Raw genomic sequence first — 17557 nt, 5'->3', positions numbered from 1 at the left:
AGTAAGAAATTCGCTTTTTATTGCCGCGAGCATGGCATGCAATCGTCAAGAGAACTATAACGCCCTTCACAAAATGACTTCAGGCGAGGTTGGCTGCAACCTCGCCACAATGAAATGCCCCAGGAAATGGCACAGGAACATTTCGCTATGACGAAAGAATGGCACGTTGCTCATGGAAGAAGCCTTCGTCTGGGGGAAAAGTCCCTGATCATGGGCATATTGAATGTCACGCCAGACTCTTTTTCCGACGGTGGCCACCACAATGAGCTGGAAAAGGCCATGGAAGTGGCCGGTCAGATGCTCGTCGATGGAGCGACGATCATCGATGTTGGCGGTGAATCAACCCGCCCCGGAGCTGCTGCGATCAATTCCGAAACGGAAATCGAACGCGTTGTTCCGGTTATCGAAACATTGGTGAAGAAATACGATTGCATCATCTCCATAGACACTTACCGTGCTGCAACAGCGCAGGCTGCGGTCAAAGCCGGAGCTCATATCGTCAATGATGTCTGGGGGCTGCAACGAGAGCCTGAAATCGCTGATATTGCCAAAACAACCGGCGCAGGATTGGTCATCATGCATACCAGCAGGGATCGACCCGTTCTCGCCGATGTCATCGACGATCAGTTCTCGTTCCTGAATGTTTCGCTGGATACAGCGAAAAAGGCCGACATTGAAGAATCCCGCATCGTGCTCGATCCCGGTTTTGGCTTCGGCAAGAATAAGGATGAGGATGTTGCATTGTTGGCCAGAGCAGATGAGTTGCAGAAATTCGGGTTCCCGTTACTCGTCGGCACGTCGCGGAAACGCTTTATCGGCGGCATGACGGGCAGGGACAATCCGCTCGACCGCGACATAGGAACTGCGGCAACGTCTGTCGCACTGCGTTTGGCAGGTGCCGACATCTTCCGTGTTCACAATGTCGCTTTTAATAGAGATGCACTTGCCGTTGCAGATGATATCCTGCAATTCAGACGCAGTGAAAATAGAAAGTAAAGCCGTGTACACGATCCGAATGATGAATTGCGCATTTTTCGCGCACCACGGCGTTTTCGATGAAGAGCACAAGCTCGGTCAGCGTTTCTACGTCGATGCTATTCTCGATGTCGATCCGGGCAATGCGCTGGAGAATGACGATATCGACGGTACTGTGCATTACGGTATCGCCTTTGCTGTCATTGAAGACATTATCACCGGTCGCCAGCGCTATCTGATCGAAACGCTGGCTCTTGACGTGGCCAAGGCACTGACCGCACGGTTTCCGCAGGTAAAGCGTGCAGAAATTACGGTCCGTAAGCCGAATGCACCTGTTCCGGGTGTGCTGGACCATGTTGAAGTGACCGTGGTTTATCCGCAGTGAAAGCAGGCAGCCATTATCGCGCCTGGCTGGGGCTTGGCGGAAATATTGATGATCCCGTCGCGTCTATGGGTAAAGCGTTACGCTTCTTGGACGAGAGGGGCGACACCAATATCGTGGCGGTCTCCGCTGTCTACCGCACGCCCCCATGGGGCAAGACAGATCAGGCGTGGTTTCACAACGCATGTGCTGAAATCGAAACCACGTTGCAGCCATTAGAGCTGATTGCGACCTGTCTCGATGTGGAGCGCTCATTGAAGCGCGTGAGGATTGAGCGATGGGGCCCGCGTATCATCGATATCGATTTACTGGCGATGCAGGATGATGCGGGAAAGGCTGTCGCCATGAATGATACAGCTCTCCAGCTTCCGCATCCACGCATGCATGAGCGGGCTTTCGTTCTCGTGCCCTTGAACGATATTGCGTCATCTCTCAGAATTGCAGGCAAGACGGTAGCGGACTGGAATGCCGGGATAGAACGAGCCGGAATAGAAAAGGCCCGCACGGATGCGGGCTGGTGGCGTGAATAAAATTCTTGTCAGTTCTTCGCGATGCTACCGACGGCGAGATTATCCACACGCTTCAGGCTCATGCCGATGACCGGAACCAGTTCCTTGTCGACGCGAACGGAAACCGTCACATTCATCGTGTTCTGATCGGAAACGCGGGCCAGCATGGCACCGTTGAGCTGCTTGCGGTTCAGGCCGAAAACAACCTTGTTGCCGCTGACAGAACCTGACGTGACGTCAAGTCCTTTGCCCTCGGCGCCGTCATTGAACTTGCCGGAATAAGCCGAGCCAACACGTGTAACTGTTGCCTTCATAGGCTGCGAAAACACACCGACGCGGCAGGAGCCGTCAAGCGTCATACCGACATTTTCATCAGGCGTTGATCCGGCGAGATTACAGACGAATTTCGTGCCTTTGTATTTTCCGGCAACGATTTCGCCCGGGCCGGACCATTGACCTTCGATCGTTTGAAAGAACTGCTTGTCCTTGTCGGCGGCCAAAACCGGCGCGGCGGAAAATGACACGGGCAGCAGCGTCAGGCAGGCGGCGATGCAATTCTTCATATTCAGCTCTGTCCCGGATTCACGACCTTGATCGGACGTCATTCCTAATCGTTGTTTTTAAGCATGTCACGACCAAAAGCTGGTCGCGCCTCGCAAACTGTCGGATTTTCCGACATTGCCATAAGCCGATCGATGGAGAAGGGCACGGGTTCAGAGGGGAGTGTGCCGATACACCGGATCGCTCGATTCTGGCGCAGATTTCTATCTGCACATAATCGTCGCGAATGGTTAATGCTTCGGAAATAAACCGCTATTTTCCGGGATGCTTTTTATCGGTTCGCTCGCCACTCATCCTAGCAAGGTCGCCGATAAAGTCTCCAATTCCGGGGCGCTTTTCCGCATTGAAAGGAAACGGACGCACCACATCCATGGCAGCAATCCCGATGCGCGCCGTCATGAGTCCGTTGACTACACCTTCACCCAGCTTGGCCGATAGCCGGGAGGCAAGACCATGGCCGACAAGCTGTTGGATAACGCTGTCCCCCATGGCCAGCGTTCCCGTCACGGCCAGATGGGCAATGACGCGACGGGCAAGCTTCAGAAAGCCCAGTGTACCTGGACGACCACCATAGAGTTGAGAAAGCCTGCGGATCAGCCGTGCCGATTCAAAAATGACATAGCCGATATCGACGAGTGCGCGCGGGCTGATTGCTGTGACAATCGAAACGCGTTTTGAAGCATTCAAAATGAGTGCGCGCGCTTCACGGTCGAGAGGACGAAGGATTTCCGTTTCGGCAAGCTGGATCAGATTTCGCCCGTCAATAATATCGTCTGTCAGACCGTCCAGAAGCTGCCGCCCGCGCGCTGTCTCGGGCAAGCCCGCCGCAATCGAGCGCAACGCGTCCACTGCTTTTCTGGCTGCGGCCATATCGTCGCGTTCGGCTGCATCTGCGGCGTCTTTGCGAAGGTGCTGCACGGACGCGAGGCGGCGGAGCGCGATCAGTTCCCGAACGACGATGGCGATAAAGGCTGCAAGCGCAATTATAGCGACGCCCAAAGCGGTCCAACCAAGCCAATCTGCACGGGAAAATAGCGCCCGGATAAGGTCTTCGGTCCAGATGCCGACTGCGAATGAAACGAGAATACCCAGTGCGCCGAAAAGTATTCTGCTAAGCGACCAGCCCTTGCGTTCAGGCGCTTCAAACGACGGATCAAGGATTTCCAGTTCTGCCGCCTCGTCTTCGCTCAATGCGAAGACATCCGGTTGGGAGATAACGGCGTCGAGGTCCCGCACTGCACGAGGACGGCGCGGCGCTTCATCCACTGTTTCTGTGCGGGCGGAGGGCTGGCTTACCGTAAAGGAAGCAGGCTTGCGTGGCGTCTTCTCTGTCATGCGAGACGATCCCCAATCAGAAACTGCAGGGCACGATCCAGCCTTATATGAGGCAGGGACAAGGTGATGCCTTCGGCGGTACGTTCGAGCCGAGGTGGGCGAAAACGGACAAAACGGATGGCCGGATCATCCTGCGCAAAAGACTTTTCAAAGATCGCGTTGGGATTCTTCGGTAAGTCGCCGGGAAATATAGCTGTTTCGGTTTCACCGTCGAACACTTCACCGTCGATTTTTTCACCCTTCAATGGTGTGCCGACGATGACGGGAAGGATTTCCTTGCCCTGTGTGACAGTTGCCTCACGGGTAGCGCGAACGGCGGCCATTGCCAGAACATCAATATCCGCGCCGGAAAAATCGGCGCGCTCTATTGCTCGCTCCACGAGACGCCGCACGATGGCTTGCAGACGGTCATGACTTTCATGGTGCAGATGGTCGGCTTTGGTCGCGGCAACAAGAATACGCCCGATCCGGCGCTGTATCAGGCCAGTCAGCAGGTTCGAGCGTCCCGGTCTGAAGCAGGACAGGATGTCGGTAAGCGCGCGTTCCAGATCGGCGACGACTGCGCCACCTGCATTCATGGCCTGCATGGCATCGATGAGTACAATCTGCCGGTCCAGCCGCGCAATATGTTCGCGAAAGAAGGGCTTGATGACGTAGGTTTTATAGGCTTCGTAACGCCGTTCCATCATTGCGCCCAGAGAACCGGCCTTCAGATCGTCCGGTTTCAGGTCCGGGAGAGGGGCGAATGTCAGCGCTGGCGAGCCTTCGAGATCGCCCGGCATCAGGAACCGTCCCGGCGGCAAGGTCGACAAAGCGCGTTCATCGGCTTTGCCTGCACGCAAATAAGCCGTGAAGCTCTTTGCCAGTCGCTGTGCGGTCAGTTCGTCTGCCTTTTCGGAAGGCGTGACGAGGGAAACTTCGGCGATCCACTCCTGAGCCAGATCCTTATGTGTCGGCTCATGGGCCAGTGCAAAGGAATCCGCACTGAATTCTGCATAGGATTTGCCGAGCAAAGGCAGATCCAGCAGCCATTCTCCGGGATAATCCACAATATCGACCGAAAGCTTGCCCGGTGACAGCCAACGTCCCCAGGCAGAAGCGGATTCATATTCGATCGTCAGGCGCAATTGCGAGATAGCGCGAGTGGAGTCGGGCCATATACGCTCATCGATCAATGCCGACAGATGTTCTTCATATTGAAAACGGGGGACGGCATCATCGGGTTGAGGCTCGAGCAGCGCGCGTGAAATACGGCCAGATTTATAGGCCTCGAACATCGGAAGCCTGCCGCCATGTAACATGTTGTGAACGAGGGCTGTGATGAAGACTGTCTTTCCCGCACGCGACAAACCGGTCACACCGAGCCGTAACGATGGAGACAATAGCCCGGTCGCACGATCCGCCAGTGTATCCAGTGCGATCTTCGCTTCGTCACCAATACTTGTCAGCTTAGCCAATTAACCCTCGCCGAAATCATCGATCTGTCAGCGGTATAGATAGGGTCGCGTCTGCGGTCTTGGCAAGGAATGTCAGTGTACTTAAGGAAAATCTACTGAGGCAACATAAAACTCTCGAGGCAACCGGTACCGCGCTCGAGCTCGCCTAGCGAAACTGGAAACGTGATATTTGCCAGTGCGGCAGTTGGAAAACCTGCACGGAGCTTCAAGAGGCCATCCTTGTTGCCTTCACCACATAAGGCGAGTGCCAGATCTTCAATGCTGGGATTATGTCCGACCAGCATCAGCGTCGGCACATCGCCATATTTGCGTATGGCTTGCATATAATCAGCCGCGCCGCCGCTATAGATTGTGTCATCGACAACGGTTTCGACCTTGATCTCCAGACGTTCAACAATACCGAACGCAGTTTCCCTCGTTCTGCATGAACCTGAAAGGACCACCAGATCAGGATAAAGCTCGACAGCCTTCATTGCTCTTGCAAGCCGGTCGAGCGAAGCTTTGCCTTCCAGGTCGAGAGGGCGGTCGAAATCCTTCATTCCGGGTTTTGCCCACGCGGCTTTGGCATGTCTTAGGAGAAGCAAACGACTCATCTGTAACGTTCCAAGCTGTGTTTGGTGAGCATTTCCGGCCATGTTCGGAGCGCAAATGAGCCGCCCATAAGCCCATTTTCCCGATTTTTTGATGTCTGTCAGCATTATTTGCAGGGGGTATATGCCTAATTATTAGGCGGATGATACTGACTCAGTTTGATGGTGGCTGAGACTGGAAAATATACCCACTTTATTGGCAATCGATTGAAGTTATTCTGAAAGTCTAAAGAGCAACTTTTTACAAACATTTTTTGATTGCATAATTTTGATGCAAAATCATACAAAATTGATGCACTAAAAAGTAGTGGGATACGGTTGTTTGATGTTGTGTCCTTGTTGCTATGGAACTATATAACCGCTCGCGTCTCCTAGATGTGGGGTAATTCAGAATGAGTGAATTGATTGACCTTGACTATAGGCCCACTGAAGACGAGCCGTTCATGAATGAGCGGCAGAAGTCTTACTTCCGCACGAAACTGATCGCGTGGAAGAATGATATTCTGCGGGAAGCGCGCGAAACGCTTGAAGCGCTACAGCAGGAAAATGCAAACCACCCCGACCTGGCGGATAGGGCATCCTCCGAAACGGATCGGGCAATTGAGCTACGTGCTCGCGACAGGCAGCGCAAATTGATATCCAAAATCGACGCGGCCCTGAGCCGCATTGATGAGGGAACATACGGCTTCTGCGAGGAAACGGGAGAACCTATCAGCTTGAAGCGGCTTGATGCGCGTCCGATCGCTACGCTATCCATCGAAGCGCAGGAGCGCCACGAGCGTCGTGAGAAAGTCTATCGCGACGATTAAGTTTCAAGACGGTTTGAAAAATTTATAGGCTGCGTTTTTCGCAGCCTATTTTCTTTTATCGAGATGCATTTCGGCTGGAAGTTCAGCTTCTGCGAATCTCATCCTTGGTCAATTCACCGAGGAGCTTTTCCATCTCATCCTCGATGTCATCCTTGGCTTTGTCTTCAACACTATCATCGGTTGCGGAAATATCCAGCGAGCTCAGAAGCTCATTCTCGAAGAATTCCGTGTCAAACGAGATCGCTTCCTTGGCGTCGTCGCTGGCGACACCCTCTGAATTAACGTCCGTAACTATCGCGTCATGCAACGCACCCCCAAGATCAGCCAGATCATCGCTGGGCGTTTCTGCAGACGTAGCCTCGGGTTCTGTCAGCTTAGGCTCGGCAACCGTGATTTCAGGCTCTACGCGCTTCGGTTCTGAAGGGGTGCTGAAAGCAGGTGCCGCAGTGGAGGAGATTGTGGGCACAGTCACGTCGACCGAAGGGGATTTATCCGTGACCGTTGTTTCACGCTCGGGAACGATGCTGCCGAGATTTGCAGAAGCAACCGATGCTGCGGCAACACCGGCAGCTGCCGCCGCGCCGGAGGAGGTCGAACTCAGAACACCCCGTGAAACCTGGCTCAACGGATAGGCCGGATGTGCACGTGTTGACTGCGGCTGTGCTTGCGCGGGACGGGGCGGCAATACTGTACGGGGCTGCGGCGGATAATTCGGCGCCGGGCGCGGTTGAGGCCGTGGCTGGGGTGGTTGAGCGGATTTCGTTTCGACAGGCGGCCGAGGTGGGATGGGTGCCGTTGGAGCCTGTGGCGGAACACGTACAGGCGCAGCCGCCTGCTGGATCGGCTCTTCTCGTGCTGGCTCAGGCTTGCGATAAACCGGCGTTTCAATTGCGGACGTGATCTGGATCGCTTCGTCCTTCTCTTCGGCCTGCGGTGTTTGCAGTGGAAGAGCAGGGCGCTCCGCCTTTTCATTGGTCAGTGTTGCTTCGTGCTGTTTGAAGCGCTCGATGTGCTCAGGTTCTATGCGTGAAGCCTGCACACGTGCATGGGCACGCGATTCCATCACGATATTCTGTTCCACCACAACGTCGGTCGGCCCACCGATGAGCAGCAGATGTTCCACATCGTCACGGCGAATAAGGACCAGCTTGCGTCGGCTATCGACTGCTGCAGCATCCATCACCGAAAGGCGCGGTTGCCGCGTACGCCCGTTAGAGACGAAAGTACCGCCGCTGAAACGGCGAATGATGCTGAGAACAACGAAAATTCCGCCAAGAATGATCGCAAATATTAGGATGAAGCCAACAATATTAGCCGCACTCTCTCCAACGATGCCGCTGAGCCATTCCTTCATGCGGATACCCTCTTATACAATAAACGAAAAACCTGCGACGAATGGAGGCTGCGCTTCCCCTGACACTCCGCATCATCACATGATTGGTACAGTAGTTGAATTTCTAAGCCTTGGGAATGTTTCTTGGAAATGCGAGAAATATATGATCCCCAGGCAAAACGGTGCAAAAAAGTCCGATTTGCACCGTTTCAGTGCAGCAATGCTTGTACTGCTCGCCGATTAACGCATTCTGCGAATCGGATATACCCTGACATATTGGCTGCGCGTTCCCACGCGATAGCTGAACTGCGCAGAAAAGTGCATTCGAGAAAATCGGATATGCGGATGATTGAAATGACGTCTTGGCTGATCGAAAAAACACAAGGCACCCGGAGCACGCTGATGCCCGTTGGTGCCCAGCCACGCAACATGAAAGGGCAGCAGGCTTGATGTCGCGACAGACGGACAACGCTTACCCGAAACCGCTCGTAATGCCCAAGCGCAATCGCAGCGGTGCCCTTCGCCTGTTGATCGTCGGCATTTTGCTGACTGTCGCCGCAATCGCCTATTTTGTGTTTCGCGACCAGTTGGGAGACGGATTTGCCCTTGTCCTCATGGGCATTCTTTCGATGGTAGGCGTCTTCTATCTTTTCGGCGCTGCAACCGGCCTCATTCAGTTCAGCCAGAAGAACGGTGAGCAGGACCTTGCTCATTCGTTCATGGATTCGCAGCCTGAAGGAACGGTTATTTCCGATGCTCGTGGCCAGATTGTTTATGCCAATCAGGCTTATGCTGCCATGACCGGAGTTGCTAGTGCCGAAGGCGTTCGCTCACTTGATAATGTGCTGACGGCTGAACCAGCGGCATCAGATGCCGTTTACCGCCTGACGAATGCCGTTCGCGATGGTCTGTCGGCACAAGAGGAAGTGCGGCTTTCCGGCGGTCTTTCTCGTGAAGCTCATGGTTCGCTGGCTCCAGTCTGGTATCGCATCAAGGCACGTCCTATCGAGGCGGGGCAGGAATTCAAAAGCCCGCTCGTTGCCTGGCAGATCGCGGATATTTCCGACGAGCGTGCGGAGCAGGAGCGTTTCTTTCAGGAACTGCAGGAAGCCATCAATCACCTTGACCATGCACCAGCGGGCTTCTTTTCCGCTGATCCTTCGGGTCGGATCATCTATCTCAATGCGACGCTTGCGGAATGGCTTGGCGTCGATCTGACCCAGTTCACGCCGGGATCGTTGACACTCAACGATATCGTGGCAGGCAGCGGGATGGCACTCATCAAGGCGGTGAAAGCCGAGCCGGGCACGAGCCGTAACACAGTTATCGATCTTGACCTTATCAAGCGGAACGGACAGAGCCTCGCTGTTCGCTTCTATCACCGCGTTCAGGCCGCGCGTGATGGAACACGCGGTACGAGCCGTACCATCGTTCTGGATCGTGCGGAGGGTGAAGACTCATCAATGGCGCTGCGCTCCGCCGAAGTACGCTTCACGCGCTTCTTCAACTCGGCTCCGATGGCCATCGCTGCGGTTGATGCCGCCGGACATATATTGCGCACCAACGCGCGCTTCCTCGATATTTTCGCTCCGGTTGTCGATCGTGATGCGATTGATGGCAATGCAAAGCTTGAAATCGTTGTGCACGAGCGCGACCGCGAGACCTTCAACAGGGCACTTGCAGCCGCCTTCGCCGGGCAGGCGAGCATTTCGCCTGTCGATACGGTTTTGCCGGGTAATGAAGAGCGGCATATCCGCTTTTACATGAGCCCTGTAACCGATCTGGGTGGCGAGCGCGCCGAAGAAGCGGCGATTATCTCGGCTGTCGAGACGACCGAGCAGAAAGCTCTCGAAAACCAGATGGCGCAGAGCCAGAAGATGCAGGCCGTCGGCCAGCTCGCTGGCGGCATTGCGCATGACTTCAACAACGTTCTGACGGCGATCATCATGTCGTCGGATTTGCTGTTGACGAACCATCGCGCATCCGATCCGTCCTTCCCGGACATCATGAACATAAAGCAGAATGCCAATCGCGCGGCCTCGCTGGTGCGCCAGCTTCTGGCATTCTCGCGTCGTCAGACACTTCGCCCTGAAGTGCTCGATCTGACCGATGTACTTGCAGACCTGCGCATGTTGCTGGCACGTCTTGTCGGCAAGGATATCGAGCTGAAGATCGATCATGGACGCGATCTCTGGCCGGTCAAGGCCGACCTCGGGCAGTTTGAACAAGTTGCTGTCAATCTGGCGGTGAATGCACGCGACGCTATGCCGGAAGGCGGTGCAATCACGTTGCGTACGCGTAACGTGTCGACGCAGGAAGCTGCAAAGCTTCATTATCGTGATCTGCCGGAAGCAGATTATGTGGTCTTCGAAGTGGAAGATACCGGAACGGGTATTCCTGCGGACGTGCTTGAAAAGATTTTCGAGCCGTTCTTTACGACGAAGGAAGTGGGTAAGGGCACCGGGCTCGGTCTGTCGATGGTCTATGGCATCATCAAGCAGACCGGTGGCTTCATCTACTGTGATTCCGAAGTTGGAAAAGGCACGACGTTCAAGATCTTCCTGCCGCGTCTTATCGAGGAAAAACGCGCCGACGATGCGCCAGTCGTTGTGAAGGAAAAGAAGGTCGAGAAAGCGACCGACCTTTCCGGTTCGGCGACAGTGCTTCTGGTGGAAGATGAGGATGCGGTCCGTATGGGCGGCGTGCGTGCACTTCAGTCGCGTGGATATACCGTTCACGAAGCAGCGTCCGGTGTCGAAGCGCTTGAGGTCATGGCCGAACTTGGCGGTGAGGTGGATATCGTCGTATCGGATGTGGTCATGCCTGAAATGGATGGTCCGACGCTGCTGCGCGAACTGCGCAAGACTTATCCTGATATCAAGTTCATTTTCGTATCGGGTTATGCGGAGGATGCATTTGCACGTAATCTTCCAGCCGATGCCAAGTTCGGATTCCTACCAAAGCCTTTCTCACTCAAACAGTTGGCGACAACTGTTAAGGAAATGCTGGAGAAGCAGGATTAATACTTCGGCGAGGCTGACACCGTGATGCCTGAAGGCAATATCGCCATTCTTGGAGGCGGGCCATCTGGTCTGATGGCCGCCGAAAGATTGTCCGCGCAAGGCTATCGCGTGACGGTTTACGAACAGATGCCCACGGTTGGTCGCAAGTTTCTGCTCGCTGGCAAGTCTGGCCTGAATATTACGCATTCGGAAGAATTTGCAGCTTTTGCGAAGCGGTTCGGCTCAAGCCGCGACCGTATATTACCAGCGTTGACCGCTTTTGGTTCGACCGAATTACGCATATGGGCGGATGAACTTGGTGCGGAGACTTTTATAGGTTCATCCGGCCGTGTTTTTCCCAAGGCGATGAAGGCGTCGCCGCTTTTGCGGGCGTGGGGAAAACGTCTGGAAGATCAGGGTGTTCGCATTCTCACTCGACATCGCTGGCTTGGCTTCGAGGGCAATGGTCTCCGTATCGAGAACCCGGATGGTATTCAGACGATTACATGTGACGCTGTGCTCTTTGCTTTTGGTGGCGGAAGCTGGCCAAAACTCGGTTCCAATGGCCTCTGGATTGATGAGTTTCGACGCAAATTAATCGATATAGCGCCGTTTCAACCTGCAAATTGCGGTTTTGATGTTGCCTGGAGTGATTTCTTTGCCGAACGCTTTGCCGGTGAACCGGTGAAGTCGGTCACCGCGACGTCCAGTGCAGGCACGACACAGGGCGAGTTTGTCATTACGCGCGGCGGGGTGGAGGGTAGTCTTGTTTATGCCCATTCCGCAGCTCTGCGCGACAGCTTGCAGGAGAACGGAAAGGCGTTTCTGACACTTGATCTTGTTCCGGGACGAACTCTTGAGCGGCTGGTGGCTGACATTTCCCGGCAAGATGCAAAGCTGAGCTTCGGTAACCTTCTGCGCAAGGCAGCAGGTCTGACCGGCGTGAAGGCAGCTCTTGTGACTGAGTTCACCCGCGACAGAAATCCGGAAGCACTGGCCGCCACGATCAAGGCTCTTTCCATTCCGCTACTCCGCCCACGCCCGTTGGATGAAGTGATTTCGTCAGCAGGCGGTATTCGCTGGCACGAAATCGACAAGAACTACATGTTGCCAAAGCTGCCTGGCATTTTCGTTGCAGGAGAGATGATTGACTGGGAGGCTCCGACCGGCGGTTATCTCCTGACCGCCTGTTTCGCTATGGGCCTTGCGGCAGCGGATGGTATCGATACACGGCTCAAGGCAGGTAACACGCTCCGCGAGAAATAAGCTGACGCTGCCTTCTTTAAGTGGAAATCAGCACATTCGGATATACGGCTGATCGACTGCGGGCTAAGCTATTAGGCAGTGGCATTGAATGCTTGCCGTCTGAGGGGAAGGTACATTCGCATGAATACAGCTTCTGCTGTCGCTGAACATCCGCTTTTGAGACAACGAGACGGGCATCATGCCCGGGTTACCTTCGAGGAACTGTTCTTCGATCTGGTGTATGTTTTCGCAGTTACGCAATTGAGCCATGAGCTTCTGCACAATCTGACGCTGACCGGCGTTGTCGAAACGCTGATCCTCTGGTTCGCAGTGTGGCTCGGCTGGCAATATACCTGCTGGGTAACAAACTGGTTCAACCCGGAGACGCCGCAGATACGCAGCCTTTTGTTCTGCGTGATGCTGCTCGGTTTGATTATGGCCTCCTCCATCCCCGGCGCTTTCGCAGACAAAAGCTGGATATTCGCGCTGGCTTATGTGGCAATGCAGGCCGGTCGGACTGCCTATATCGTGTTTGTCTTGGGGCAGAGCCATCCGCTTGCCGCCAATTACCGGCGAATGCTCGGATGGTTTGTGATTTCCGCTGTCTTCTGGATAGCCGGTTGTTTCGTCGAGCATGAGGCTCGTATGGCCTTGTGGCTGATTGCCGTACTTTGCGAATATTTATCGCCGATGCTGGGCTTTGCGCTACCGGGCCTGGGACGTTCCCATACCAGCGACTGGACCATAGAGGGGGGGCATCTTGCAGAACGATGCCAGTTGTTCGTGATCGTGGCGCTCGGCGAAACGTTGCTGGCTACTGGTGCGTCCCTTTCCAGTGCTGAAGAATGGAATATGCCTCTCATGTCGGCCCTGCTTGCAACCTTTGTCGGCACGCTTGCCATGTGGTGGCTGTATTTTGGCACTTCCAGCAAGGACGCAACAGAAACAATCACCCATTCCACCGATTCCGGGCGGATTGGCGCATACTTTCACTATGTCCATGCCATTCTGGTTGCGGGTATTATCGCAACTGCAGTCGGAAACGATCTGGTGATGGAGCATCCGCACGACCCGTTGAAAACAGCCTATGTTCTTATTCTGGTAGCGGGACCAGCGATCTACCTGATCGGTAGCGCGATCTACAAGAAGGTCGTCTATGGTGTCATTCCCATGTCGCACATTTTTGGCGTCCTGGCCCTGCTGATCGCGATCCCGGTCGGCTATGTGGCCGATCTGTTGGAAATGGGCATATTGACGACGGTTATCATGCTGGTTGTGAGTATTTGGGAGGGGCGCAATAAAAGACTGCGCAGCGCTGCGACGGCAGGATAGGCGGGGCTTTCGGCGTTGTCGTCCGATCCCTATCTACGGACACAGGTCACTTTTGGGAAGCTCGTAAGGCATTATGTCAGATACACAGTCCGTCGATCAGCAGCCAGCCGATAATGGCCATGTAAAAGTCGCCCGCAAGGTCGACATTGTGGTCATCGGGGCTGGTCAGGCGGGGCTCTCGTCGGCCTATCATCTGAATAAGCTTGGGCTTGCAGGAGAGCGGCAATTCGTGGTTCTCGATAAGGCTGCAGGACCGGGCGGAGCTTGGCAATTCCGCTGGCCTTCGCTGACGCTCAGAACCGCGAACGCCATTCATGATCTCCCCGGCATGAAGTTCGAGGACATTGTCGAAACGACCAATGGCGAAGTACGCGCATCGGTTGCCGTCCCGCAATATTACCGTGCATATGAAGAAAAGTTCAATCTGCCGGTGCACCGCCCCGTCATGGTCAAAGTGGTTTGTGACCGCGGAGAACGGATTCGCGTGGAGACTGATCGTGGCAACTATTCGGCACGCGGGATCATCAACGCAACGGGTACGTGGGAAACGCCCTATATTCCGCCTTATCCCGGTGCAGAGCTGTTCAAAGGCCAGCAGCTTCACACACGTGATTACCAAACAGCGGATGCCTTCAAGGGTAAACGTGTTCTGGTTGTTGGTTCGGGCATCTCGGCTGTGCAACTTTTGGACGAGATATCGCGCGTGACAGAAACTGTATGGGTCACGCGGAAAGAGCCTGCTTTCCGGGAAGGCCCGTTTACACCGGAGCTTGGCCGTGCTGCCGTGGCTTTGGTGGAAGAACGTGTACGCCGAGGTTTGCCACCGGGATCGGTGGTTTCAGTGACAGGTTTGCCATTGACACCGGCAATCGAAGCTGCTCGAGCTAGGGGTGTGCTCAACAGGTTGCCAATGTTCAGCGAGATCATGGAAACAGGTGTTCGATGGGGCGATGGAACCGAACAATCCTTCGATGTTATTTTGTGGTGCACGGGATTTCGTAGCTCGCTTGACCATCTTGCCCCGTTGCAATTACGCAATGCGGAAGGTGGCATCCTCATGACCGGTCGTTTGGCGACACAGGTTGCCATTGATCCTCGCATCCATCTTGTTGGTTATGGCCCGTCTGCCTCGACCATCGGTGCAAACAGGGCAGGCGGTGCCGCCGCGCGGGAGTTGGCAAGCCATCTCGGCTTGATATGATCTGACATATGATTATTTGCGAGGGGCAGTATGAAGCGTATTGTGAAGTTCGTCGGCGGTCTTCTGCTTGCCATTGTGCTTGGAGCAATTCTCTGGCTGACGGTTCGACCACCTGAACTTTTGCGTGTGGGAACCGGCTATGCCGCCAAGATCATCTGCTCGAATGTTTTCATTGCAGGCCGGGATGCTGATGCCGTTCTTGCAGACGATGTTCAAGCACCGGGAAACCCGCTTCTGCGATTTCTGAATGCTTCTCTTGACAAGAATAACAGCAGCGTGACGGTGCGTATTTTTGGGTTTTTCGCACCAAGTACCGCAACCTATCGCCCTGCACTTGGATGCGCGAATATCCAGAAAGACGATTTGCGCGTAGAAATTCCAACAGGCCCGCAGGTACCGGCAGAGCCGATCCGGATTGAGGCGGATCCAGCGGTGCAGGCTGTGATTGAGGATCAGGCTCTTGCTGGTCCGGGTATGCGCGCGATTGCGGTTATCCGTAATGGCAGGCTGATCGCCGAGAATTACGGTCCGGGCTTTAATGCTGATATGCCTTTATTGGGTTGGTCCATGACCAAGTCCGTCATTGCGACATTGATTGGCATGCGGATTGCCGAAGGGCGCATGAGCTTGGAAAGCGCCGCGCTTTTGCCGGAATGGAAAAGTGATGAACGGGCGAAGATTTCTCTCGCAAACCTGATGGCGATGAATAGCGGCCTGCGCTTCGATGAAGATTACGGCACCGTCACCGATGTCACGCGCATGTTGTATCTGGAGCCTGACATGGCCGGTTTTGCTGCGTCTTTGCCACTGGAGGCCGCGCCTGGGACGAAATTCAATTATTCCAGTGGAACGGCCAATATTCTGTCAGAGTTGTTCATGGACAGTTTCAATAGTCGCGAGGAGGCTCTGGCCTATCCACGGCTGGCACTTTTCGGTCCGCTTGGCATGAGCAGTACCATTCTGGAAACGGATGCATCAGGCGTCTTTGCCGGTTCTTCCTATATGTACGCAACGGCCCGTGACTGGGCGCGGCTGGGCGCGTTTCTTGCTGATGGCGGAAATCTATATGGAAAGCCGGTTCTGCCTGCAGACTATATTTCATTTATGCGCACGCCCAGGTCAGAGTCCGATGGGCGCTATGGTTCCGCTCAGGTCTGGCTGCAGATTAGCGGTGTGAAGGCAGGTGAGGACGGCATTCCCGAAGATGCTTTCTGGATGTCAGGGCATGACGGGCAAAGCGTGATGATCGTTCCATCGATGCATCTTGCCGTAGTTCGTCTTGGTCTGACACCGTCACGCGTGCGCTATAATGTTCAGCACCTGAATGCCAAAATTATTGAGGCTGTCCGACAGGTGCACTGATCGTCAGCTTGCGAAAATCATTGCCGCTCGGATTCTGGAAGGCGCTGAGGCCGAATTCCGGCAGAACCGCATAAAGATGATCGAAAATATCTGACTGGATTTGTTCGAACGACGCCCAGACGGTCGTGTTCGTGAAGCAGTAGATTTCGAGCGGCAGGCCTTCGGGCGTAGGGTCCATCTGGCGTACCAGCAAAGTCATGCCTTTGTGTACGCCGGGATGATTGCGCAGATAATTGTCCACATAGGCGCGAAATGTGCCGATATTGGTGAACTGACGCCTGTTGACCGGATTATTGGCGCGGTCGCCAAGCTTCTGGTTCCATTCGGCGATTTCTTTTGCCTTTTTCGGCAGATAATCGGCCAGCCAGTCAACTGTACCAAGTCTGGCTCGCTCCTCATCCGATAGAAAGCGAATAGTGTTCTGATCGATATAAAGCGCACGCTTGATGCGACGCCCGCCGGATTCCTGCATGCCGCGATAGTTCTTCATCGGCTCGGTGATGAGTTTGCGGATCGGAATGGTGGTGATCGTCTTGTCGAAGTTCTGGACCTTCACAGTATAGAGCGCGATTTCCGTGACATCGCCATTGGCGTCGAGGTTCTTCATTTCGATCCAGTCGCCGACACGGACCATGTTGGAAGAGGCGATCTGCATACTGGCGACCAGTGAAAGCAATGTATCCTGAAAGACCAGGATAAGCACGGCGGCCATGGCGCCGACACCCGAAAGAAGGATAACCGGCGACTTGTCCAGCAGTGTCGCGATGATGAGAACCGTCGCGATGATATAGACCGCCAGCTTGGCGACCTGAATATAGCCCTTCATGGGGCGGAATCTCGCCTCTGGACGGCGGTGATAGAGTGTGTCGACAAGCCCGAACACTGCGTTGACCGCCAGAGCCAGCGTCAGAATGATAAAGGCGATAGCCACATTTCGGATGACGGTGATAACGCCCTCGGGAAGCCCCGGCACCGCCATGATTCCGGACGAAATAATCAAGGCCGGAACGATGTTGGCCAGGCGACTGATGACGCTGTGTTTCTTGAGCTCTTCGTCCTGCCCGAACGACGTTTTCTGGACAATACGATCAAGCAGTTTGAGCAAGATCGCCTTGATCAGAAAGTTTGCAATGAAAGCTGAAAGAAATAATCCCCCGAGCGCGCTAAGCGTTTCCGCCCAAGGATGAGCAATAAAAAATTCCGACAATAGACTTTCCTGAGACTAACCTGATGAAACTTAGCGGCTATGCTGCGATGCCTGCATTGCGTTCTACCAGGAATTAAGGCGGTCATATGGATATTTCAATACCATACGAAAAAAGCTTCTGGCGGGCGAAACTGGCATATCGGTCGACTGTCGATTTTTACCCTTGATGACTGTCAGGTGTCTATTTTCTTTATAATAATAACATTGAAAATGAGAAAGGCCCGCACGATGCGGGCCTTTCTATTTTTGTATTCTGT

Annotated in this window: 15 protein-coding genes; 9 read left to right on the top strand and 6 right to left on the bottom strand. The window is 54.4% G+C overall.

The annotated features are described in order from the left end of the window. The first annotated feature begins 147 nt into the window (after positions 1–147). The 3 genes from folP to folK all read left to right on the top strand — a co-directional run bounded on the left by folP (position 148) and on the right by folK (position 1887). A complete protein-coding gene (gene folP / locus F9K91_RS18175; RefSeq protein WP_151678377.1) occupies positions 148–996 on the top strand; it encodes a dihydropteroate synthase in 849 nt (282 codons plus the stop codon). 4 nt (positions 997–1000) lie between these two features. Next, positions 1001–1360: a dihydroneopterin aldolase gene (folB, locus tag F9K91_RS18170; RefSeq protein ID WP_061346273.1), complete on the top strand. Its 360-nt coding sequence runs from the start codon at positions 1001–1003 to the stop codon at positions 1358–1360. Positions 1361–1425: 65 nt separating this feature from the next. Then, a complete protein-coding gene (folK, locus tag F9K91_RS18165; protein WP_235913239.1) occupies positions 1426–1887 on the top strand; it encodes a 2-amino-4-hydroxy-6-hydroxymethyldihydropteridine diphosphokinase in 462 nt (153 codons plus the stop codon). 8 nt (positions 1888–1895) lie between these two features. Here folK and F9K91_RS18160 read toward each other — a convergent pair whose 3' ends face one another. From F9K91_RS18160 to F9K91_RS18145, 4 genes are all read right to left on the bottom strand, one after another. Continuing rightward, positions 1896–2429, bottom strand: a complete 534-nt coding sequence (locus F9K91_RS18160; protein ID WP_151555018.1) for a hypothetical protein — start codon at positions 2427–2429, stop codon at positions 1896–1898. A gap of 250 nt (positions 2430–2679) precedes the next feature. Beyond that, positions 2680–3762 (bottom strand): YcjF family protein, encoded by a 1083-nt coding sequence (locus F9K91_RS18155; protein WP_151678375.1) that lies wholly within the window; start codon positions 3760–3762, stop codon positions 2680–2682. Beyond that, entirely contained in the window at positions 3759–5219 is a 1461-nt protein-coding gene (locus tag F9K91_RS18150) for a YcjX family GTP-binding protein (RefSeq protein WP_151678374.1), read from the bottom strand. Before F9K91_RS18150 ends, F9K91_RS18155 begins: the two co-directional genes overlap by 4 nt. A gap of 92 nt (positions 5220–5311) precedes the next feature. Continuing rightward, positions 5312–5812 carry a SixA phosphatase family protein gene (locus F9K91_RS18145; RefSeq protein WP_151555019.1) on the bottom strand — a complete coding sequence of 167 codons (501 nt, stop codon included), beginning with the start codon at positions 5810–5812 and terminating at the stop codon, positions 5312–5314. A gap of 389 nt (positions 5813–6201) precedes the next feature. On the opposite strand from F9K91_RS18145, the gene dksA reads away from it, so the two are divergent. Next, positions 6202–6618 (top strand): RNA polymerase-binding protein DksA, encoded by a 417-nt coding sequence (gene dksA / locus F9K91_RS18140; RefSeq protein ID WP_061346278.1) that lies wholly within the window; start codon positions 6202–6204, stop codon positions 6616–6618. An 82-nt stretch (positions 6619–6700) separates the two neighbouring features. Here the strand turns inward: dksA and F9K91_RS18135 are convergent, their stop codons facing one another. Continuing rightward, positions 6701–7972, bottom strand: coding sequence for a flagellar biosynthetic protein FliO (locus F9K91_RS18135; protein WP_151678373.1), 1272 nt, complete (start codon positions 7970–7972; stop codon positions 6701–6703). Between the two features lie 428 nt (positions 7973–8400). On the opposite strand from F9K91_RS18135, the gene cckA reads away from it, so the two are divergent. The 5 genes from cckA to F9K91_RS18110 all read left to right on the top strand — a co-directional run bounded on the left by cckA (position 8401) and on the right by F9K91_RS18110 (position 16093). Beyond that, positions 8401–10974 carry a cell cycle histidine kinase CckA gene (gene cckA, locus F9K91_RS18130; protein ID WP_151554916.1) on the top strand — a complete coding sequence of 858 codons (2574 nt, stop codon included), beginning with the start codon at positions 8401–8403 and terminating at the stop codon, positions 10972–10974. 24 nt (positions 10975–10998) lie between these two features. Beyond that, a complete protein-coding gene (locus F9K91_RS18125) occupies positions 10999–12219 on the top strand; it encodes a TIGR03862 family flavoprotein (protein WP_151678399.1) in 1221 nt (406 codons plus the stop codon). 120 nt (positions 12220–12339) lie between these two features. After that, a complete protein-coding gene (locus tag F9K91_RS18120; RefSeq protein ID WP_151678372.1) occupies positions 12340–13530 on the top strand; it encodes a low temperature requirement protein A in 1191 nt (396 codons plus the stop codon). Positions 13531–13603: 73 nt separating this feature from the next. Continuing rightward, complete coding sequence (locus F9K91_RS18115) at positions 13604–14731, top strand: NAD(P)-binding domain-containing protein (protein WP_208852701.1); 1128 nt, start codon at positions 13604–13606, stop codon at positions 14729–14731. Between the two features lie 30 nt (positions 14732–14761). Beyond that, entirely contained in the window at positions 14762–16093 is a 1332-nt protein-coding gene (locus F9K91_RS18110) for a serine hydrolase domain-containing protein (RefSeq protein WP_151678371.1), read from the top strand. Here F9K91_RS18110 and F9K91_RS18105 read toward each other — a convergent pair. After that, the gene (locus F9K91_RS18105) at positions 16065–17300 is read right to left on the bottom strand and encodes a mechanosensitive ion channel family protein (protein ID WP_061346284.1); all 1236 of its coding nucleotides are present in this window, start codon (positions 17298–17300) and stop codon (positions 16065–16067) included. The genes F9K91_RS18110 and F9K91_RS18105 overlap by 29 nt on opposite strands. Between the last annotated feature and the right edge of the window lie 257 nt (positions 17301–17557).

Origin of the sequence: Brucella tritici (assembly GCF_008932295.1) — a bacterium.
In the GTDB taxonomy this organism is placed as follows: Bacteria; Pseudomonadota; Alphaproteobacteria; order Rhizobiales; family Rhizobiaceae; genus Brucella; species Brucella tritici.
The sequence above is the reverse complement of the archived record's forward strand: the minus strand, read 5'-3'. Positions and strand labels throughout refer to the sequence as shown.